At 73.3% G+C, this 19,131-nt stretch carries 16 protein-coding genes; 9 read left to right on the top strand and 7 right to left on the bottom strand.

The annotated features are described in order from the left end of the window. Positions 1-26: 26 nt before the first annotated feature. Together madL and madM are read left to right on the top strand one after the other, a co-directional pair. Complete coding sequence (madL, locus tag ACFXOA_RS04450; RefSeq protein ID WP_385022326.1) at positions 27-476, top strand: malonate transporter subunit MadL; 450 nt, start codon at positions 27-29, stop codon at positions 474-476. Between the two features lie 2 nt (positions 477-478). Next, the gene (gene madM / locus ACFXOA_RS04445; protein ID WP_385022323.1) at positions 479-1,243 is read left to right on the top strand and encodes a malonate transporter subunit MadM; all 765 of its coding nucleotides are present in this window, start codon (positions 479-481) and stop codon (positions 1,241-1,243) included. 153 nt (positions 1,244-1,396) lie between these two features. On the opposite strand, the gene thpR is transcribed toward madM, so the two are convergent. The 3 genes from thpR to ACFXOA_RS04430 form a co-directional block, all read right to left on the bottom strand. Then, positions 1,397-1,969, bottom strand: a complete 573-nt coding sequence (gene thpR / locus ACFXOA_RS04440) for an RNA 2',3'-cyclic phosphodiesterase (protein ID WP_385022321.1) — start codon at positions 1,967-1,969, stop codon at positions 1,397-1,399. 95 nt (positions 1,970-2,064) lie between these two features. Next, positions 2,065-3,399, bottom strand: a complete 1,335-nt coding sequence (locus ACFXOA_RS04435) for an MFS transporter (RefSeq protein WP_385022318.1) — start codon at positions 3,397-3,399, stop codon at positions 2,065-2,067. A gap of 90 nt (positions 3,400-3,489) precedes the next feature. Further along, positions 3,490-3,930, bottom strand: a complete 441-nt coding sequence (locus tag ACFXOA_RS04430; RefSeq protein ID WP_362670365.1) for a MarR family transcriptional regulator — start codon at positions 3,928-3,930, stop codon at positions 3,490-3,492. Between the two features lie 135 nt (positions 3,931-4,065). On the opposite strand from ACFXOA_RS04430, the gene ACFXOA_RS04425 reads away from it, so the two are divergent. Next, on the top strand, positions 4,066-4,281 hold the full coding sequence (locus ACFXOA_RS04425; RefSeq protein ID WP_385022315.1) for a hypothetical protein: 216 nt from the start codon (positions 4,066-4,068) through the stop codon (positions 4,279-4,281). Positions 4,282-4,323: 42 nt separating this feature from the next. Here the strand turns inward: ACFXOA_RS04425 and ACFXOA_RS04420 are convergent, their stop codons facing one another. After that, positions 4,324-5,775, bottom strand: coding sequence for an NCS2 family permease (locus ACFXOA_RS04420; protein WP_385022312.1), 1,452 nt, complete (start codon positions 5,773-5,775; stop codon positions 4,324-4,326). 232 nt (positions 5,776-6,007) lie between these two features. Between ACFXOA_RS04420 and ACFXOA_RS04415 the strand changes: the two genes are divergently transcribed. After that, entirely contained in the window at positions 6,008-6,286 is a 279-nt protein-coding gene (locus ACFXOA_RS04415) for a DUF2530 domain-containing protein (protein WP_385022309.1), read from the top strand. A gap of 110 nt (positions 6,287-6,396) precedes the next feature. After that, complete coding sequence (locus ACFXOA_RS04410; protein WP_385022306.1) at positions 6,397-8,796, top strand: HAD-IC family P-type ATPase; 2,400 nt, start codon at positions 6,397-6,399, stop codon at positions 8,794-8,796. Between the two features lie 18 nt (positions 8,797-8,814). On the opposite strand, the gene ACFXOA_RS04405 is transcribed toward ACFXOA_RS04410, so the two are convergent. Together ACFXOA_RS04405 and ACFXOA_RS04400 are read right to left on the bottom strand one after the other, a co-directional pair. Further along, positions 8,815-12,000 (bottom strand): sacsin N-terminal ATP-binding-like domain-containing protein, encoded by a 3,186-nt coding sequence (locus ACFXOA_RS04405; RefSeq protein ID WP_385022698.1) that lies wholly within the window; start codon positions 11,998-12,000, stop codon positions 8,815-8,817. Positions 12,001-12,134: 134 nt separating this feature from the next. Beyond that, positions 12,135-13,067: a DUF3027 domain-containing protein gene (locus ACFXOA_RS04400; RefSeq protein WP_385022303.1), complete on the bottom strand. Its 933-nt coding sequence runs from the start codon at positions 13,065-13,067 to the stop codon at positions 12,135-12,137. A 488-nt stretch (positions 13,068-13,555) separates the two neighbouring features. Between ACFXOA_RS04400 and ACFXOA_RS04395 the strand changes: the two genes are divergently transcribed. From ACFXOA_RS04395 to ACFXOA_RS04380, 4 genes are read left to right on the top strand one after another with little or no spacing between them, the layout of a single operon-like run. Next, positions 13,556-14,992 carry an MFS transporter gene (locus tag ACFXOA_RS04395; protein ID WP_385022301.1) on the top strand — a complete coding sequence of 479 codons (1,437 nt, stop codon included), beginning with the start codon at positions 13,556-13,558 and terminating at the stop codon, positions 14,990-14,992. Between the two features lie 27 nt (positions 14,993-15,019). Continuing rightward, on the top strand, positions 15,020-15,502 hold the full coding sequence (locus ACFXOA_RS04390; protein WP_385022298.1) for a DUF2771 domain-containing protein: 483 nt from the start codon (positions 15,020-15,022) through the stop codon (positions 15,500-15,502). Positions 15,503-15,527: 25 nt separating this feature from the next. Continuing rightward, positions 15,528-16,247, top strand: coding sequence for a futalosine hydrolase (locus ACFXOA_RS04385; protein ID WP_385022296.1), 720 nt, complete (start codon positions 15,528-15,530; stop codon positions 16,245-16,247). Next, complete coding sequence (locus ACFXOA_RS04380) at positions 16,219-17,124, top strand: 1,4-dihydroxy-6-naphthoate synthase (RefSeq protein ID WP_385022293.1); 906 nt, start codon at positions 16,219-16,221, stop codon at positions 17,122-17,124. The genes ACFXOA_RS04385 and ACFXOA_RS04380 overlap by 29 nt, the downstream gene beginning before the upstream one ends. On the opposite strand, the gene ACFXOA_RS04375 is transcribed toward ACFXOA_RS04380, so the two are convergent. Further along, positions 17,031-19,058, bottom strand: a complete 2,028-nt coding sequence (locus tag ACFXOA_RS04375; RefSeq protein ID WP_385022290.1) for a BTAD domain-containing putative transcriptional regulator — start codon at positions 19,056-19,058, stop codon at positions 17,031-17,033. The genes ACFXOA_RS04380 and ACFXOA_RS04375 overlap by 94 nt on opposite strands. Positions 19,059-19,131 lie beyond the last annotated feature (73 nt).

The raw sequence follows: 19,131 nt of genomic DNA, 5'->3' as shown, positions 1-19,131 counted from the left end.
CCCGGTCTCTCAGTGTGGAGTAGACGATGGTTCTGTATGGAGTGGCCGCGCTGGCGGTGTGCATGCTCACCGGCACGCTCGTCGGTGAATGGCTCGGTGTGGCCCTGGGGGTGGACGCCAACGTCGGAGGCGTCGGCTTCGCCATGATCATGCTGGTGCTGGTGACCCACTGGCTGCGTGAGAAGGGCTGGTTCCCCGAGGCGACCGAGCAGGGCGTGCTCTTCTGGAGCGCGATGTACATACCGGTCGTCATCGCCATGGCGTCCACCCAGAACGTGTACAAGGCGGTCACCGGAGGCCCCATGGCTCTCGTGGCGGGCCTCGCCGCCCTGATCGCCGGGGGCGCCCTCGTACCCGTACTGGCGAGGATCGGTGAGCCGGCCGAGCCGTTGCCGCCGCTGAACGAGGAGGAGCCCGCCGAGCCGGCGGCTGCCGCCGGGTCCGCCGGATCCGTCTCGCGGAACCAGGAGGCCTGAGCATGGACGCCTTCCTCTCCGTCTGCGAGGACAACGGGCTGGTCGTGGCCTTCGCCCTGGTCGGGGCGCTGGTCCTGCTGTCCGGGTGGCTCTCCAAGAAGCTGACCCGCGGCCGCCTCCAGGGTTCCGCCATAGCCATCGTCCTCGGCCTGGCGCTCGCCTACTGGGGCGGCTCCGTGACCGGCGGCGAACACGGTCTGGCCGACTTCGCCTCGCTGTCGGGCCTGAGCCTGATGGGCGGCGCGATGCTGCGCGACCTCGCCATCGTCTCCACGGCGTACGGCGTCGACCTCAGGGAGATCAAGCGGGCCGGAGTGGCCGGCGGGCTCTCGATCCTGCTGGGTGTGCTGGTCTCGTTCGCCGTCGGGGCGGCCGTCGCCGCGATGTTCGGTTACTCGGACGCGGCGTCCCTCGCCACCATCGGAGCGGGCGCCGCCACGTACATCGTCGGCCCCGTGACGGGCACCGCGGTGGGGGCGAGCTCGGACGTGATCGCGCTGTCCGTCGCGGCCGGCCTGGTGAAGTCCGTGGTGGTGATGGTGGGAACGCCGCTGGCCGCACCGCTGATCGGGCTGAACAACCCGAAGTCCGCGATGGCCTTCGGCGGGCTCATGGGGACGACGTCGGGGGTCGCCGGCGGTCTCGCCGCCACCGACAAGCGCCTCGTGCCCTACGGCGCCATGACGGCCACCTTCTACACCGGTGTGGGCTGCCTGCTCGGCCCCTCGCTGCTCTATGTGACGCTGCGGGCGATCGTCGGCGGGTGACGCGGACCGGCCACGCGGTGAGCGGCTTCCGCCCCCGGGCTCAGCCCCCGAGGGCGGAGGCCGCCGCCACGACGACGAACATCAGCACGAGCACGGCCGCCATGATGCGGTTTCTGGTCTTCGGATCCACCCGACGAGCGTAACCCGCCCGGCTCACCGGCCGAGCGGCCAGCCCCGCACCAGCGCGTACCTGGGCCGCTGCCCCGGCACCCCGCCCTCGGGCAGCTCGCTGCGTACGAGGCTGAGCTCACCGGCCTCCCAGGGGCGGCCCTCGAAGCCCTCCAGCGCGGCCGTGAACGGCGTGAGGTCCGCCGGGACCCGGCTCCGGGCGAGGGTGAGGTGCGGGGTGTGGCGGCGGTGCCCCTCCGTGGGCACCCCCGCCCGCCGGGCGGCGGCGTGGGCGCGCTCCGCGAGCAGCCGGAGCGTGTCGAGGTCCCCCGCCGCCCCGGCCCACAGGGCCCGCCCGTCGAACCGTCCGCCGCCGTGGATCCGCAGCGGGAACGGCCGCGTGCGGTGGGCGGCCCGCTCCAGCCTGAGGTGCAGCTCGGGCAGGAGCTCGTCCTGGACCTCGCCGAGGAAGGCGAGCGTGTAGTGCCATCCCCCGGTCGCGGTCCAGCGCAGGTTCCCGGCTCCCGGAAGCCGGTGCAGCGGGGTCACCGCCGCGGCCAGCTCGTCCACGGCGGGTGCCGGCGGCAGTACGGCGACGAAGAGTCTCTGGCTGCTCATGCGGAGAGTGTCCCAGCGGGCCGCCCGTACCCGGGGAACGCCGGACGCCCTCCTCCCGGGCCGGGGAGAAGGGCGTCCGGCGGGACGGTCACCGCCTACGCGGCCGTCGCCAGCTGCTCGCGCGGGACGAACCGCACGTGCGGGCGGCCCGGCCGCAGGTCGACCTTGAGGCGCAGCCCCCCGACACGGGTCAGCATGAAGCCGACTCCGAGGGCGGCGGCCATCGAGATCGCCCCGCCGACCGCCATACCGGTCCGCGCGCCGTACGCGTCGCTGATCCAGCCGACGATCGGGGCGCCCACCGGGGTGCCCCCGGCGAAGACCATCATGTAGAGGCTCATCACACGGCCCCGCATCTCGGGGTCCGCGGCCATCTGGACGCTCGTGTTGGCGCTGATGTTGGTCGTCAGGCCGATCATGCCGATCGGGACCAGCAGCAGCGAGAAGAGCCAGACGTACGGCGACAGGGACGCGGTGATCTCCAGGAGGCCGAAGACCGTGCCCGCGGCCACCAGCATCCGCAGCCGCGAGGAGCGGCGGCGTGCGGCGAGCAGCGCACCGGCCAGGGAGCCGGCCGCCATGAGGATGTTGAAGAACGAGTACATCCCGGCGCCGCCGTGGAAGATCTCGTCGGCGAAGGCCGTCAGCCAGATCGGGAAGTTGAAGCCGAACGTGCCGACGAAGCCGACCAGGACGATCGGCCAGATCAGATCGGGTCTGCCCGACACGTATCGCAGCCCTTCGCGGAGCTGCCCCTTGGCGCGCTTGACCGTCACGGACGGGTGGAGCTCACTCGTCCGCATCATCAGCAGGCCGATCAGCGGGGCGCCGAAGGAGAGGCCGTTCAGCAGGAAGGCCCAGCCGCTGCCGACCGTGGTGATCAGGACACCCGCCACGGCGGGACCGATGAGCCGGGCGGACTGGAAGTTCGCGGAGTTCAGGCTGACCGCGTTGCGCAGCTGCGCGGGGCCGACCATCTCGGAGACGAAGGACTGGCGCGCCGGGTTGTCGACGACGGTCACCATGCCGAGGAGGAAGGCGATCAGGTAGACGTGCCAGACCTCCACGACACCGGAGAGGGTCAGGGCGGCGAGCGCGATGCCGCACAGGCCGAGCGCGGCCTGGCTGATGAGGAGGAGGCGCCGCTTCGGGAGCCGGTCGGCGATGACGCCGCCGTACAGGCCGAAGAGCAGCATCGGGAGGAACTGGAGTGCCGTGGTGATACCGACGGCGGCGGCGGACCCGGTGAGGCTCAGGACGAGCCAGTCCTGCGTGATGCGGGACATCCAGGTACCGGTGTTGGAGATCACGGCGCCCGTGGCGAACAGGCGGTAGTTGCGTATCTTCAGCGACGAGAAGGTCCCGCCGGTCTTGCTCTCGTGGGCGGAAGTCGGTGCGGGGGCGGAGTCTGCTCCGGATCCCGTACTCAAAAGGGTTCGCCTCCTCGGGCGTCTGCGGCGTGCGGTCTGACGGGGACGTGGCGGCGGGGCGCGGCGGGCCGTGGCCCGTGCGCCCCGTGGTCACAGGTGGGCGAGCTTCTCCAGCACGGGCGCGGCGGCCCGCAGCTTCTCCCACTCGTCCTCGTCCAGGCCCTCGGCGAGGTTGGCCAGCCAGGCGTTCCGCTTGGAGCGGCTCTCGGCGAGCATGGCCTCGGCCTGCTCGGTCCGGCTGACCATCTTCTGCCGACGGTCGTCGGGGTGCGGTTCCAGTCTGACCAGGCCCTTGGCTTCCAGCAGCGCGACGATGCGGGTCATCGACGGCGGCTGCACGTGCTCCTTGCGGGCCAGCTCACCGGGGGTGGCCGAGCCGCAGCGGGCGAGGGTGCCGAGCACCGACATCTCGGTCGGGCTCAGCGACTCGTCGACCCGCTGGTGCTTCAGGCGACGGCCCAGCAGCATCACGGCGGAGCGAAGGGAGCTCACGGCGGCGGCACTCTCGCCGTCGTGGATCAGGTCAGGCATGTTCATTAGCGTAACTCATTAGCATTGCTAAATACCAGCTGGGTGGTACGCGCGCGAGAAACCGATCACCCATACGAGTGAGTAAGGGGCGGAAAGAGCCGCGAAACAGCCTTCTGTGCCGCGACCCTGCTTGGCATGGGATCGACAGTGCTCAGCCTGCGCATAGACGGTGAGCTGCTCGACCGGCTCCGCCGGCACGCCGCCAGACGCGGCATGAGCGTCCAGGACTACGTGGTCCGGACGCTGGTCCGTGACGATTTCGACGAGCGCTTCCACGCGGCCGTCGACGAGACGGAGAAGTTCTACGGGGCGGAGCCCCGTCCGGGTGACCCGGCCGACCGGGTCACCTGACGGAGTTCCGCCCCGTGGTGGGTGCGTACCGCGGTTCGCGCCTTACGTGAGGCCGAGCGCCGGCATCGCGTAGTAGAAGACGAAGACCGCGGAGACCACGTACATGGCCACCGGGACCTCACGACCGCGGCCCGCGGCCAGACGCATCGCGCTGAAGGCGATGCAGCCGATGCCGATGCCGTTGGTGATCGAGTACGTGAGCGGCATCATCAGCATGGCCATGAAGGCCGGGATGGCGAGCGTGTAGTCGCCCCAGTCCACGTCCCGGACGTTGCCCGCGAGGATCAGGAAGCCGACCGCGACCAGCGCCGGGGTGGCCGCCTGCGACGGGACCATCGTCGCCAGCGGCGTCAGGAACAGCGCCACCGAGAAGAGCAGCCCGCTCACCACGCTCGCGAGCCCGGTACGGGCGCCCTCGCCGACACCCGCCGTGGACTCCACGAAGCAGGTCGAGGCGGAGGAGGAGCTCACACCGCCCGCGGCGACGGCGACACCGTCGACGAGCAGGACCCGGTTGATGCCGGGGAAGTGGCCGTCCTTGTCCATCAGCTTCGCCTCGTCACCGACACCGAGGATGGTGCCCATGGCGTCGAAGAAGCAGGACAGCAGCACGGTGAAGACGAAGAGGATGCCGGTGAGCAGGCCGACCTTCTCGAAGCCGCCGAACAGGCTGACCTGGCCGATCAGCCCGAAGTCCGGGGACGAGACGGGGTTGCCGGGCCACTCCGGGACGGTCAGGCCCCAGGCCCCGGCCGGGAGGTCGGCGACCAGGTCGATGACCACCGCGACGATCGTCATCACGACGATGGAGAGCAGGATCGCACCCGGCACCTTGCGGACGATCAGACCCAGGGTCAGCAGCACACCGAGGATGAACACCAGGACCGGCCAGCCGTTGAGGTGGCCGTCGCTGCCGAGCTGGAGCGGCACGGTGGTGTGCGCGGCGTCCGGGATGCGGGAGACGAAGCCCGAGTCGACCAGACCGACCAGCAGCACGAAGAGGCCGATGCCCATCGCGATGCCCTTGCGCAGCGAGCGCGGCACGGCGTTCATCACCCGCTCGCGCAGCCCGGTCGCCACCAGCAGCATCACGACGATGCCCGCGAGGACCACCATGCCCATGGCGTCCGGCCAGCTCATCCGGGGGGCGAGCTGGAGGGCGACGACGGTGTTGACGCCGAGACCCGCGGCGAGCGCGATCGGCACGTTGCCGATGACACCCATCAGCAGCGTGGAGAACGCGGCCGTCAGCACGGTGGCGGTGACGAGCTGGCCGCCGTCGAGCTGGTGGCCGTACATGTCCTTCGCGCTGCCCAGGATGATCGGGTTCAGCACGATGATGTAGGCCATGGCGAAGAACGTGGCGAGACCACCCCGGACCTCACGGGCGACCGTCGACCCCCGCTCGGAGATCTTGAAGTAGCGGTCGAGAACGCCGTGGGGCTGCTGCGGCATCGGGGGCTGATCGACCGGAGCGGTGGCCGAGGAGGACATGTATGACCTTCAGTCGTGCAGGAGGGGATGAGGCAGGAGCGGGTGAAACCAGTCAGATTTGGATGTTCACACGAATATTTCGAGTCACCCGTAAGCAGATTCAGTATGAATACATAAGAGCTAGATCGCTATCTCCGCGCGTAGACCCTTGGGCCGTCCGGCCTCAGCCCGCCCGGTCCGCGGCCCCTGCCGCGCCCGACAGGGGCCGCGGGGCAGAACGTAGACTCGCCGTATGCAGAAGTGGACACCGAAGCACGAGGCACCCGAGCCCCTGGAGGGCCCGGTCGTCGCCACCATCACCGGCGGCACGATCCTCTGGTTCGTCCTCTTCCTCGTGCAGGTCCCCTTCTACGGCTGGTTCGACGACCGCGGCCACGCCTGGTGGATCTGGGTCTGCCTGGCCGGCGCCGGGCTGGGCCTGATCGGCATCTGGTACGTCCGGGGACGCGACGCCGCGCTGAAGCGGGCGGCCGCGCGGGCCGCCGCCGGGCCTGACGCCTCCCACCACTGACGTACGGCCGGCCGCCCGCGTACGACCCCGGGACCGCAGGGGTCCTCCCCCGGTCGGAACTCACGGCGCCCGGCGGGTGAATCCCCCCTTCCGCCCGTACGGTCGGAACCATGACGCAGCGGGCACCCGACTCCTCCGGCCGTCCGGCCCCCGTACGCGGCCCTGCCGCGCAGCCGGGAGGGCTGACCACCGCCGAGGTCGCCGAGCGGGTCGCGCGGGGCGAGGTCAACGACGTACCCGTCCGGTCCTCGCGCTCGGTCACCGAGATCGTCCGCGCGAACGTCCTCACCCGCTTCAACCTGATCATCGGCGTGCTCTGGGTGGTCATGCTCCTCGTAGCGCCGATCCAGGACAGCCTCTTCGGCTTCGTGATCATCGCCAACACCGGGATCGGCATCGTCCAGGAGTGGCGTGCGAAGAAGACCCTGGACGGCCTCGCGGTGATCGGCGAGGCGAAGCCGACCGTGCGGCGCGACGGGACCGCCGTGGAGGTGTCGGTCTCAGCGATCGTGCTCGGCGACCTGGTCGAGCTGGGCCCCGGCGACAAGGTCGTCGTCGACGGCACGGTGGCCGAGGCCGACAGCCTGGAGATCGACGAGTCGCTCCTCACCGGCGAGGCCGACCCCGTGACCAAACGGCCCGGCGACCCCGTGATGTCCGGCAGCTTCGTCGTCGCCGGCGGCGGGGCCTTCACCGCCACCAAGGTCGGGCGCGAGGCCTACGCCGCGCAGCTCGCCGAGGAGGCGTCCCGCTTCACGCTCGTCCGGTCCGAGCTGCGCAGCGGCATCAGCACGATCCTCAAGTACGTGACGTGGATGATGGTGCCCACGGCGATCGGGCTGATCATCAGCCAGCTGGTCGTCAAGGACAACAACTTCAAGGACTCCGTGGCCCGCACGGTCGGCGGGATCGTCCCGATGATCCCGGAGGGCCTGGTCCTGCTGACCTCGGTCGCCTTCGCGATCGGCGTGATCCGCCTCGGCCGCAAGCAGTGCCTGGTGCAGGAACTTCCGGCCATCGAGGGCCTGGCCCGCGTCGACGTCGTCTGCCTGGACAAGACGGGCACCCTCACCGAGGGCGGCATGGACGTCACCGAGGTACGCCCGCTGAACGGCTCCCAGGAGGACTACGTACGCCGGGTCCTGGGAGCCCTCGGCGCCTCCGACCCGCGGCCCAACGCGAGCCTGAAGGCCATCATCGACGCCTACCCGGACGGCGAGGGCTGGGGCGTCACACGGACCCTGCCCTTCTCCTCGGCCCGCAAGTACAGCGGCGCCGCCTTCGCCGAGGGGAACGGGGACGCCTCCGCATGGCTGCTCGGTGCCCCCGACGTGCTGCTCACCGAGGACGACCCCGCGCTGGCCGAGACCGGCCACCTCAACGAACAGGGCCTGCGGGTGCTGCTCCTGGCCCGGGTGCGCGGCGATCTGGAGGCGTCCGACGCCGCTTCGACGGCCCTGCCCACCGCGCTCGTCGTCCTGGAGCAGCGGCTGCGGCCCGACGCCGGGGACACCCTCGCCTACTTCGGCGACCAGGACGTCGCGGCGAAGGTGATCTCGGGCGACAACGCGGTCTCCGTCGGCGCGGTGGCGCAGAAGCTGGGGATGCCGGGCGCCGAGCACCCCGTGGACGCGCGCCGGCTGCCCCGGGAACGGGACGCCATGGCGAGCAGGATCGAGCGGAACGCGGTCTTCGGCCGGGTGACCCCGCAGCAGAAGCGCGACATGGTGGGCGCCCTCCAGTCACGCGGGCACACGGTCGCGATGACGGGCGACGGCGTCAACGACGTGCTCGCCCTGAAGGACGCCGACATCGGGGTGTCGATGGGCTCGGGCTCCGAGGCGACCCGGGCGGTCGCCCAGATCGTGCTGATGGACAACAGCTTCGCGACACTCCCGTCGGTGGTGGCCGAGGGGCGCCGGGTCATCGGCAACATCACCCGGGTCGCCACCCTCTTCCTCACGAAGACGGTCTACTCGGTGCTGCTGGCGATCCTGGTGGTCTGCTTCCAGGTGGAATACCCGTTCCTGCCGCGCCACCTGACGCTGCTGTCGACGCTGACCATCGGCGTACCGGCGTTCTTCCTGGCGCTGGCCCCCAACAAGGAGCGCGCCCGCCCGCACTTCGTGCGCCGGGTCATGCGGTACGCGATCCCGTCCGGGATCATCGCGGCGGCCGCCACCTTCGCCTGCTACCTGGTGGCCCGGCACGCCTACTCGGGCCCCGGCTCGCTGGAGGCGGAGACGAGCGCGGCGACCCTGACCCTGTTCCTGGTCTCCATCTGGGTCCTGGCGATCATCGCGCGCCCGTACACCTGGTGGCGGATCGCCCTGGTGGCCGCGATGGGGTTCTGCTTCCTGGTCGTGCTCGCGGTGCCGTGGCTCCAGGACTTCTTCGCCCTGAGGCTCGTCGGGGTGACCATGCCGTGGACGGCGGTCGGCATCGCGGTGGCGGCGGCGGCCGCCCTGGAGCTCACCTGGAGACTGGTCGGCCGCCACTTCCGGACGTGACCCCGGGCCGGGCCCGCCTCAGTCGAACCAGCGGTCCCGGGCCAGTTCCTCCGTGCGTGACGGGTCCTCCAGCAGCGCGGCCACCTCGAAGCGGCGCGGCCACTGCCCCGCCGCCCAGGCGAGACCGGCCGCCACGCCCTCCAGGGTGGACGCGTGGACCACGCCGTCCGGGGTGCGGCGCCAGTCGAGCTCGACACCGCCGGCCCGCAGTTCGCCGTGCTCGACGTAGGTGTCCGGAGTCCCCGGACCCAGCAGGACGCGAACGGAGTCCGGCACCCGGTGCTCCTCGCCCTCGGTGGTCACCACGGCCTCGACGCTCTCGCCGAGCCGCCGCACCTGGAGCAGGTCCGCGAGCTCGGCCGCCCGCGCCGGGGCGACCGGCAGCAGCGCGAGCCCGGCGGTGAGCGGGAGCAGGTCCGGGGCGTCGGCGATCACCACGTCCGAGGCGTCGGCGACCCTCACCTCGTCGTCCACCACGGCGCGCAGCTCGTCCGGCAGCGTGACCTGTTCGGGTTCGAGGTCGGCGAGCGCGGTGTAGAGGGAGTGCAGCTGCACCGGCCCGACCGGGCGCTCCTCGTCCGCGAGGCGGCCCAGCAGCTCCGCCGCACCGCCGGGCTCGTCCAGGAGCGCCGCGACGGAGGTCCGCACGCCGAGGGCGCGGAGCACCTGGGCGTCGTCGAAGCCGGTGGCGTCGGCGGAGTCGTAGAGGCCGGCCAGGCGAGGGTCACCGCCCGCCGCGCGCAGCCCGGCGGGGCGGCGGCCGTCGAGCACCGGGTGGTCGCGCAGCCACCACGCGGTGTAGGGGCGCACCGACTGCGTGGTGCCGTCGGGGAGCAGCACCCGCACCGGCTGGGTCAGCGCGTCGCGCAGCGGTGGCCTGGCCAGCATCGCCAGCGCCTGCGGCCAGGCGTCGTCGTCGACGAGGTCGAGGTCGCGGACGGCGACGATCTCGGTGGCGACCGGCGGCACCGGGGTGTCGGGGAGCTGGTCCAGGACGTCCTCGCACCAGACGTCGACGGCGTCGAGCAGCCCGGCGTCGTCGGGTTCGGCGAAGTCGCCGTCGCGCGGCTCCAGTTCGTCCGGGTCGAGGACGACGTCGGTGGCGCGCACGAGGGCGAAGGTGGCCAGCACCCCGCAGGCGGTCAGCGGCTGTTCACCCCAGCGCCCGGTCAGCTCCGCGTCGCACAGGGCGAGTTCGCCCTCACGCATCACCTGGGCGAACGGACTGTCCGGCAGCACGAGTTCACCCGCGGGCGCGATCTCGCCGTCCTCGTCGGGCAGGGCGAGCGCGCCGAGCCAGGGCTCGTCCCCGGGCTCCAGACCGGCGTCCCGCACGAGGGTGAGCACGGTCTCGGCCAATTCGTCGGCGTCCAGAGCGTCCTCGTCCCACACCTCGCCCGCGTCCAGCGAACCGGCGACCGCGGCCCGCACCTGCGGGGTCCGCAGGACGGCGCGCGGGGTGGCGGGCAGGGCGCCCAGCTTCTCCAGCAGCGGATGCGCGGCATCCGGGTGGGCCACCTTCAGCCCGAGCCGGGCCAGCCGGCCGAGCACCGGGGCGGGCAGCGCGTCGGGCTGCGGCAGCAGGACCTGCCGGGGGCCGATGGTGGTGCGGGGGGTCTCCTCGGGGCCGGCGAGCGGCACGGGCAGCCCGGAGAGCCGGTCGGGGTCGACACCGGCCAGGCTGTCGTAGAGGCGGCGCCACCAGTCCGGGCCGCGTTCCAGACCGGCCAGCCGGTCCACCGCCTCGGTCAGCGGGACCCGGGCGACACCGAGCGTGCGCAGCTCGGTGCGCCGCTCCAGGCCGGCCGGCAGCAGACAGGGCAGCACCTCGGCGAGCACCCGCACGGTCTGCTCGCCGACCCCTTCGACGACCTCGGCCTCCACCGGCCGCAGCGCCGTCGTCGCCCGTCCCGGACTCGCGGCGCCGTCCCAGTCGTCCCACTCCCCCGCGGTCTCGGCGGGGTCCCGGGGCGCCGCGGGCTCCAGGAAGGCGACGCGGGGCAGCCGCTCCAGGATCGCGGCCCGCAGGGCTCCGTCGAGCTGCCCCTTGCCCAGCGCACCCGGCACCAGGGCGATCGTCGCCACCGACACGGGCTCCCACCCGGCGAGCAGTCCGGCGTACGCGTCGGCGGCACGCTGCACCAGGAAGTCGGTCAGCGGCCCCGGCGCGGGATGGCGCCGGGTGGTGTCCAGCGGCAGCGAGGCGATCAGCAGCGCGGGCACCCCGAGCGGCTCGTCGGTGGGGGTCGGGGCATGCACGACCGGTGCCGTACGGGGGTGCCTGGGCGCGCCGTTCTCGTCCACCGGCACCGCCCAGGTCACCGACCAGTGCGGTCGCAGCCGCTCCTCGACGGGCCGGTCGGCCAGCAGCGCGGGGTCCACCGCCCCGTGGTCCGCGGCGGTGCGCCAGCGGTGCAGGCCGTGCGCGGAGTCCTCGATGTGGATGTAGTCGCCCTGTCGCGAGCGGGACAGGGTCCGTACGCCGTCGGAGGTCTCGATCACGACCTCGTCGAGGCCGGGAAGTGTGAGGAGCAGGGCGTCGTCCACCCCGGAGAGCAGCCGCTCCACCAGGTCCTCGGCGACGCCGTCGCGCAGCGGCAGCACGACGACGGTGTCGTACCCGTCGGGCGCGGTGCCCTCGGCGGGCAGTGGGAGCCGCAGCAGCGGCACGTGCCCGTCGCGGCGGCGCAGTTCGTCGCCGAGCCCGGGGCTGCCGACGGCCGCCTGCCGGGCGAGGTCACGGGCCTCGGCGAGGGACCAGCGGACGCCGCCGTGGCGGCCGATCACCGCGGGCTCGTCGCTGACGGCGAGGACCGCGGCGAATCCGACGCCGAAGCGGCCGACGGACGACTCGTGGCCCTCGCGCTTCGCGGAGGCGCGCAGGGTGCTCAGCGACTCGACGCCCGTCGCGTCGAGCGGGGCCCCGGTGTTGGCGGCGGCCAGGACCGCGGGGCGGTCACCGCCCGTGCCGTCCCCGGCGTGCAGGGTGAGGCGCAGCCGGCCGGGCACCCCGGCGCGGGCCGCGGCGTCGGCGGCGTTCTGGGCCAGCTCGACGACCAGCCGGTCGCGGTAGCCGCCGAGGGCGAGGTCCTCCTCGGCGTTGGCGTCCTCGCGGAAGCGGGCGGGTCCGGCGCCCCAGGCGTCGAGCACGCCGCGCCGCAGTCGTGCCGTCCCGAACGGATCGGCCCCCTCGGTCGCATTCATGCTCACGCTCGTACTCCGCTCTTCCGGTGACCCGTGACGCCCAGTGTGCGCCCGAAGGTACCGCGAGCGGGAAACGCGTGTGCCGGCCCGCCCCTGACCGGGCGGGCCGGGACCGCCCGGCCGAGCGGCCGGGGTCAGGAGTGGCCGAGGTCCTCCGTGGAGCCGTCCGGCTGGGACGGGACGGAGCCGGAGTCGTCCGAGGGCCGCAGCGGGTAGTCGTCCACCCGCATGGTGTCCAGGGCGTGCGGGGCGGGCTTCGGCGGCTTCGGCATGACGGCCGCCTCGGAGTGCCCGCCGCATCCGTAGGCGAGGGAGACGACCCGGCCGTCCGCCGGTGCGAACTCGTTCGCGCAGACGCCGAAGGCCTGCCGCAGGGAGCCCGCCATCGGCACCAGGAAGGCGCAGCTGACGCACGAGGCGGGCGCCGCCTGGGCCATGGGCGTCCGGGCGCCGAACTCCTCGTCCCAGCGGTCCGCGGCGATGCCCAGCCCGTAGCGGGACAGCACCCGGGCACGCCGGGCGCCGAGCTCCTCCGCGACCGAGGTGATCGAGCCGCGGCTCGTCACGGGGAGCGTGGTGAGCTCCGCGTCCTCGGCGTCCGCGAGCTCGGTCATCTCCCGGGAGACCTCGGAGACGGCGGAGTTCGGCAGGGGCTCGTCCTCGCCGGTCCAGCCGGGCTCCAGCCTCGGGTCCTCCGCCTCGGTCGGCAGCAGGTCGCCGGGGCCCATGTCACCGGGGCGCAGCCGCTCGCTCCAGGGCACCCACTCGGGGGCGAGGAGCGCGTCCGAGCCGGGGAGCAGCACCGTTTCGTCAAGGGTGACGTTCTTGGCGCGGGAGGCGCGGGCGACCGTCACCGCCCAGCGCCAGCCCCGGTAGCCGGGCTCCTTCGATTCGAAGTAGTGCGTGACGACCCGGTCCCCTTCGGACACCAGGGCGACATGCTCACCCACCACTCCCGGCGCGGCCGCCTCCTCCGCCGCCGCGCGTGCGAGGTCTACCGCCTCGGCGCACAGGCGGTCAGGGGCGGGGGTACGGGCCGTACGGCTTCGCGTCGTCGCAGCACTCACAGGTCTCGCTTCTCTCCATACGCCGTCTCACGAGCGCGCCAGCAGCCCATCGATGTCCGATTTCGGCCATGACGGGCGTGAGCGGAGCGGACCTGGGGGCCGCGTCGACGTCCACACCCGTTGTGCCTGCCTCGGGCGCGCCTTCTGCCACCCATTCTGCGGGATCGCGGAGAGGCGCGCGGCCAAGAACAACCGCCGGTGGCGCGTGAGTGCACGCTACCCTCTCCGCCGCCCCGCGCCCACCTGCCCGTCCCGAAGTGGAACGGAACCCTTCCGGAAAGCTCGCGGACAGGCCCGCCGCCGGGGGCCGGACGGTCCCGCGGGGACGGGCCGAGAACGGTGCCGGCCCCGGGCCGCGTCCCCGGTCGTCCGACCGGCCGCCCGGCGGCCGTCGCCCGCCCCGGGGCGACTCGCCCGACGGAGCGTCCCCCGCCGCGCCCCGCCCGATCATGGGTTCGTGACGGCGGGGGGTGGGGCACTATGACCACGTGGCCGCCGCCAGGTCGTCCGACGGATCCGGCCCGCTCCGCAGGGCGGGCCGGGCGATGGCCCGTGCCCTGCGGGCGCCCTTCACGGGCACCGCGCGTGGGATCCGGAAGGCGACCCACGCCCACGGGGCGGGCGAGTCGGGGCTCGGCAAGCTGATCGAACTGCACGCGGTCAACGGCGCCGGTGACGTCATGATCACCGTGGCGCTGGCCTCCACGGTCTTCTTCTCCGTACCGACGGACGAGGCACGTGGGCGCGTCGCCCTCTACCTCGCCGTCACCATGGCCCCCTTCACCCTCCTCGCCCCGGTGATCGGCCCCCTGCTGGACCGGCTCCCGCACGGCCGCCGGGCGGCGATGGCCGGGGCGATGTTCGCCCGCGCGGTGCTGGCGATCACCATGTCCGGCGCGGTCGCCACCGGAGGCCTGGAGCTCTATCCGGCGGCCCTGGGGGTCCTGGTCAGCTCCAAGGCGTACGGGGTGGTGCGCAGCGCCGTGGTGCCACGGCTGCTCCCGCCGCGCTTCTCGCTGGTGAAGGCCAATTCCCGGGTCACGCTGGCCGGTCTGCTGGCGACGGGGATCGCGGCGCCGATCGGGGCGGGGCTGCAGGCCGTCGGTTCCCCCTGGCCGCTCTACGGCGCCTGTGTCGTCTTCCTCGGCGGTACGGTCCTCGCCTTCACCCTCCCCCACAAGGTCGACTCCGCGAAGGGCGAGCGCAAGGCCCGCCTCGCCGTCCCGCACGAGGAGGCGCCCCGCGCCTCCGTCCCCCGCCCGGACAAGGGGAGGGGCAACCGGAGCGGCAGCACCCGGATCGGCGGGCGCCGGGGGCGGGAGAGGCCGCCGGGGCTGCGGTCCGTCGGCCCGTCCGTCCTGCACGGGCTCCAGGCGAACGCCGCGCACCGGGCGCTCTCCGGCTTCCTCATCTTCTATCTGGCGTTCCTGCTCCGTGAGCACCCCCTGGCCGGGCAGTCCGCCGCCGTCTCCCTCGGCATCGTCGGCGTCGCGGCCGGAGCGGGAAACGCCTTCGGTACGGCGGTGGGGTCGTGGCTCAGGGCACGCGGGCCGGAGGTGATCGTCGCGACGGTGCTGGGGCTGGCGCTGGGGGTCGCCGTGCTCGCCGCGGTGTTCTTCAGCACGGTGATGGTGGCCGCCCTGACCGCGGTCGCCGGCTTCACCCAGGCCCTGTCGAAGCTGTCGCTCGACGCGATGATCCAGCGGGACGTGCCCGAGGAGGTGCGTACGTCGGCGTTCGCCCGGTCCGAGACCCTGCTCCAGATGTCGTGGGTGGTCGGCGGGGCGATCGGGATCGCGCTGCCCCTCAACGGAGTACTGGGCATGTCGGTCGCCGCGGGTCTGCTCGCCCTCGGCGCCGTCGCCTCCGTACGGGGCCTCCTGGGAGCCGCGCGGCGCGGCTCACCGCACCCCCGCGTGGCGTGAGTGGCACCGACCGATAACCTTCGGCCCATGACCGTTGCGTTCTTCTCCGGTAAGGGCCGTCGAATCGGCGTCGCTCTCGGTGCCGTGTCCGCGGGACTCCTTGTCCTGTCCGCCTGCGACAAGCCGACGCCGCTCGCCACCGTGACGGTCGGCGACAACTCGGTGAGCACCGAGGCCGCCTGCTACAACGACGGCGACGCTCTCAAGGAGTCCGAGATCCAGGGCTGCCTGAACAAGAAGGCGGAGAAGTCCGTCAAGGTCGCGATGGACGACAAGGTCCACTTCGGTGTCGACCCCGAGATCGCGGACCACGGCTGGACCCTCTTCATCAACGGCCAGCAGGCCGAGCAGGAGCCGTACAAGAAGACGTACCGGACGATCCCCGGCAGCGCCTTCTTCGCCAGCCAGACGGGTGAGACCACCGCGTCCAAGACGCAGGTCAGCGTCGTCGAGACCAAGGGCCAGAAGCTCACGGGTGTCTGGCACTTCCAGCTCACGAAGACCTCCTGACCCACCGGACCCGAGGAACACCGCCGTGCGGGTGCTTGTCGTGACCGCCGTCCCGGCCGAACGGGACGCGGTCACGCGCGCTTTCGGCGACCGGCCCCGGGTACGCCAGGTGCCCGGTGCCGAGCTGCACCGGGCCGGGCCCTACGACGTCCTCGCGGGCGGTGCGGGCCCCGCCGCTGCGGCGGCCGCCACGGCCTGCGCCCTGGCCGCCGCGCCCGCGGCCGAGCCGTACGCGTGCGTCGTCTCGGCGGGCATCGGCGGCGGTTTCGCACCCGCGGCACCCGTCGGCTCCCTGGTGCTGGCCTCCGTGATCGTCGCGGCGGACCTGGGCGCCGAGACCCCGGACGGTTTCGCGCCCGTCACCTCGCTCGGCTTCGGCAGGGACACCTTCGTGCCGCCCGAGGAGCTCGTACGGGACGTGGCGGCGGCCGCCGGCGCGATGCCGGGGCCCGTCCTCACCGTCTCCACCGTGACCGGCAGCGCGGCCCGGACCGCCGAGCTGCTGGCCGCCCACCCCGGAGCAGTCGCCGAGGCCATGGAGGGCTTCGGCGTCGCTGAGGCCGCCCACCGGTTCGGTGTGCCGGCGCTGGAGCTCCGGGCCGTCTCGAACGCCGTGGGGCCGCGCGACCGCGGGGCCTGGCGGATCGGTGACGCCCTCGCGGCGCTCACCGGGGCGTTCGGGAAGACCGCATCCGTAGTGGAAAGTTGGACCCCGCATGACCGACCCGACCGGCACAGTGACTGAGACCGGGAACGGCACCTCCGACGCGGCGCCGCCCGCGCTGCGGATCGCCTTCTCGCCGTGCCCGAACGACACCTTCGTCTTCGACGCGTGGGCGCACGGGAGGGTCCCCGGCGCGCCTGCCCTGGACGTCACCTTCGCCGACATCGACCTCACCAACGGCATGGCCGAGCGCGGCGAGTTCGACGTGCTGAAGGTGTCGTACGCCGTCCTGCCGTGGGTCCTCGACGAGTACGCGCTGCTGCCGTGCGGGGGCGCGCTGGGCCGGGGCTGCGGGCCGCTGGTCCTGACGAAGGAGCCGGGCACCGACCTGACGGGGAAGACCGTCGCCGTGCCGAGCGAGCGCTCCACCGCCTATCTGCTCTTCCGGCTGTGGGCGGCCGAGGTCGTCCCCGGCGGTGTCGGCGAGATCGTCGTCATGCCGTTCGACGAGATCATGCCCGCCGTGCGCGACGGCCTCGTGGACGCCGGGCTCGTCATCCACGAGGCGCGCTTCACCTACCAGAACTACGGCCTGCACAGCCTCGCCGACATGGGCGCGCACTGGGAGTCCACCACCGGGCTGCCGATCCCGCTCGGCGCGATCATCGCCAAGCGCTCGCTGGGCCAGGAGACCCTGGACCGGCTGGCCGAGTCCGTCCGCACCTCGGTGCGGATGGCCTGGGAGGACCCGGAGCGGTCGCGCCCCTATGTCCTGGAGCACGCTCAGGAGATGGACCCGGCCGTCGCCGACCAGCACATCGGGCTCTACGTGAACGAGTTCACCGCCGACCTCGGCGAGAGCGGCTACGCGGCGATCCGCGGCCTGCTGACCCGGGCGGCCGCCGAGGGCCTCGTACCGGCGCTGGCCCCGGACGCGTTCTCCGTCACCGCCCGCTGACCCAGGGCCGCTTCCAGGTCCTCCTGCTCCACGGGCAGCTCACGGGCACAGTCCTTGAGCAGGGTGTGGAAGGAGAAGCGGTCGGGGGCCTCCTGCCGGATCAGGTTGTCGTCGAGCAGGACGTCCAGGAGCTGCTCCGCGTCGTCCGGGCCGAGCCCCGTCACGGCGCGGGCCCGGCCGAGGTCGAAGCTCGGCGCGGGCTGCAGGCTCAGCAGCCGGCACGCCCTCCGCTCGGCGGGGGTCAGCCGCCGGTACGACAGGGACAGCAGCTGCGGCAGGTCGCGGTCGGCGGTGCTCAGGCACCGCCGCCGGCCGGCCGCGTGTGCCAGACGCCCGGCGAGGTCCCCGGCCCGCATGGCGGGCCGGTCCCTCAGCCGGGTCGCGGCGATCCGGACCGCCAGGGGAAGCCGGCCGCAGAGCCCGACGGCCCGCGCGGTCTCGCCGGGCTCCGCCGCAGCCCTCGCGGGCCCGGCGATCCTGCCGAAGAGCGCCGCGGCGTCCTCGGGCGTCATCACGTCGAGCGGCAGCGGTACCGCCCCGTCGAGCGCGGTGAGCCTGCGCCGGCTCGTCACCAGCACCGTCGCCCCGCCGGTTCCGGGCAGCAACGGGCGGATCTGCGCGGTGTCCAGGGCGTCGTCCAGGATCAGCAGACAGCGCCGTCCCGCCAGCCGCGACCGCCACAGGGCGCTGCGGGCCGCCGTGCCCTCCGGGAGCGCGTCGGCGGCGACACCGTCGGCCTGGAGGAGGACGCCGAGCGCCTCCTCGGGTGGCACCGGTCCCCGCAGCGGGCTGAACCCGTGCAGTTCGACGGCGTACTGCCCGTCGGGGTGGACGGGGGCGAGCCGGTGTCCCGCGTGCACCACGAGGGACGTCTTGCCCACCCCCGCGGTGCCGTCGACGGCGACGACCCGGGGCGAGGTGTCGTCACCGCGGTCCACGGCGTCCAGCAGGCGGCGTACGTCCTCGGAGCGGCCGGTGAAGTCGGCCAGGCCGGGCGGGAGGGAGTTCCCGCCGGGGGCGGGCGCCGGGCGGACGGCCGGGGTCGCGGGGCCGGTGCCCCGCGGGGCGCCCGACCCGGAGGTGACCGGGGACCGCACGGCGGCCTGGGGGTGTACGGCGCCCGGGGGGTGCTGCGGGTTCTGGAGGTTCTGGGTGTTCGGGGAGTACGCGGGGTTCGGCCTCTCGGAGCCGTGCACGGCCGGGGAGCCGGCGAGGATCTCCGCGTGCAGGCTCCGCAGCCGCCGGCCGGGTTCGAGTCCGAGCTCCTCCACGAGGTGGCGCCTGCCCTCGTCGTAGACGGCGAGGGCGTCGGCCTGGCGTCCACTGCGGCACAGCGCGGTCATCAGGCTGGCGCGCAGCGCGTCACGCAACGGGTACTGCGCGATGAGGGCCTGCAGTTCACCGACGACGGCGTTGCACTCGCCCGCCCTCAGACGCAGGGCCATGAGGTCCTCGATCGCGGTGAGCCGCTGCTCGTCGAGCTTCACCGCGGCGCCGAGGACGGCGGAGCACTTGATGCCGGCGAAGGCGTCCCCGCGCCAGAGGTCGAGCGCGGACTGGAGCAGCCTGACCGCTTCCGTGAGGCGTCCCTCCCGCTCCGCCGCCCCGGCCGCACGGACCCTGCCGGTGAACAGGTGCGAGTCGAGGGCGTCGTCGGGGACGGTCAGCCGGTACCCGATGTCCGCGGTGACCAGGCTGCTCCCGCCGCCCACGGGCAGGATCCGCCGCAGGTCGTGGACCGCGTTGTGGACCTGGGTACGGGCCGACGACGGAGGGGTCTCCCAGAGTTCGTCCACCAGGAAGTCCACCGGGACCACCCGGCCCACGCTCAGCAGGAGCAGCGCGAGCAGCTTCTGCTGCCGCATCCCCCGCACGGGCACGAGCTCGCCGGCCCGGCGCATCTCCAGGGAGCCAAGGACCAGGAACTGTGTCACGACCGTCACCCCGCTCGTCGGTTCGGTTCGGCGCCCGGCCGGAAGGGGCCGGGCTCTTCACAACGCCACGCGC

The sequence above is a fragment of the Streptomyces sp. NPDC059166 genome (assembly GCF_042755185.1).
GTDB lineage: Bacteria > Actinomycetota > Actinomycetes > Streptomycetales > Streptomycetaceae > Streptomyces.
The sequence above is the reverse complement of the archived record's forward strand: the minus strand, read 5'-3'. Positions and strand labels throughout refer to the sequence as shown.

What these genes read in the sequence shown, in the direction of transcription:
- madL (WP_385022326.1), top strand. Translation starts at nt 27, where the DNA reads ATGGTTCTGTATGGAGTGGCCGCGCTGGCGGTGTGCATGCTCACCGGC.
- madM (WP_385022323.1), top strand. Translation starts at nt 479, where the DNA reads ATGGACGCCTTCCTCTCCGTCTGCGAGGACAACGGGCTGGTCGTGGCC.
- thpR (WP_385022321.1), bottom strand. Translation starts at nt 1,969, where the DNA reads ATGAGCAGCCAGAGACTCTTCGTCGCCGTACTGCCGCCGGCACCCGCC.
- ACFXOA_RS04430 (WP_362670365.1), bottom strand. Translation starts at nt 3,930, where the DNA reads ATGCCTGACCTGATCCACGACGGCGAGAGTGCCGCCGCCGTGAGCTCC.
- ACFXOA_RS04425 (WP_385022315.1), top strand. Translation starts at nt 4,066, where the DNA reads ATGGGATCGACAGTGCTCAGCCTGCGCATAGACGGTGAGCTGCTCGAC.
- ACFXOA_RS04420 (WP_385022312.1), bottom strand. Translation starts at nt 5,775, where the DNA reads ATGTCCTCCTCGGCCACCGCTCCGGTCGATCAGCCCCCGATGCCGCAG.
- ACFXOA_RS04415 (WP_385022309.1), top strand. Translation starts at nt 6,008, where the DNA reads ATGCAGAAGTGGACACCGAAGCACGAGGCACCCGAGCCCCTGGAGGGC.
- ACFXOA_RS04410 (WP_385022306.1), top strand. Translation starts at nt 6,397, where the DNA reads ATGACGCAGCGGGCACCCGACTCCTCCGGCCGTCCGGCCCCCGTACGC.
- ACFXOA_RS04405 (WP_385022698.1), bottom strand. Translation starts at nt 12,000, where the DNA reads ATGAATGCGACCGAGGGGGCCGATCCGTTCGGGACGGCACGACTGCGG.
- ACFXOA_RS04390 (WP_385022298.1), top strand. Translation starts at nt 15,020, where the DNA reads ATGACCGTTGCGTTCTTCTCCGGTAAGGGCCGTCGAATCGGCGTCGCT.
- ACFXOA_RS04380 (WP_385022293.1), top strand. Translation starts at nt 16,219, where the DNA reads ATGACCGACCCGACCGGCACAGTGACTGAGACCGGGAACGGCACCTCC.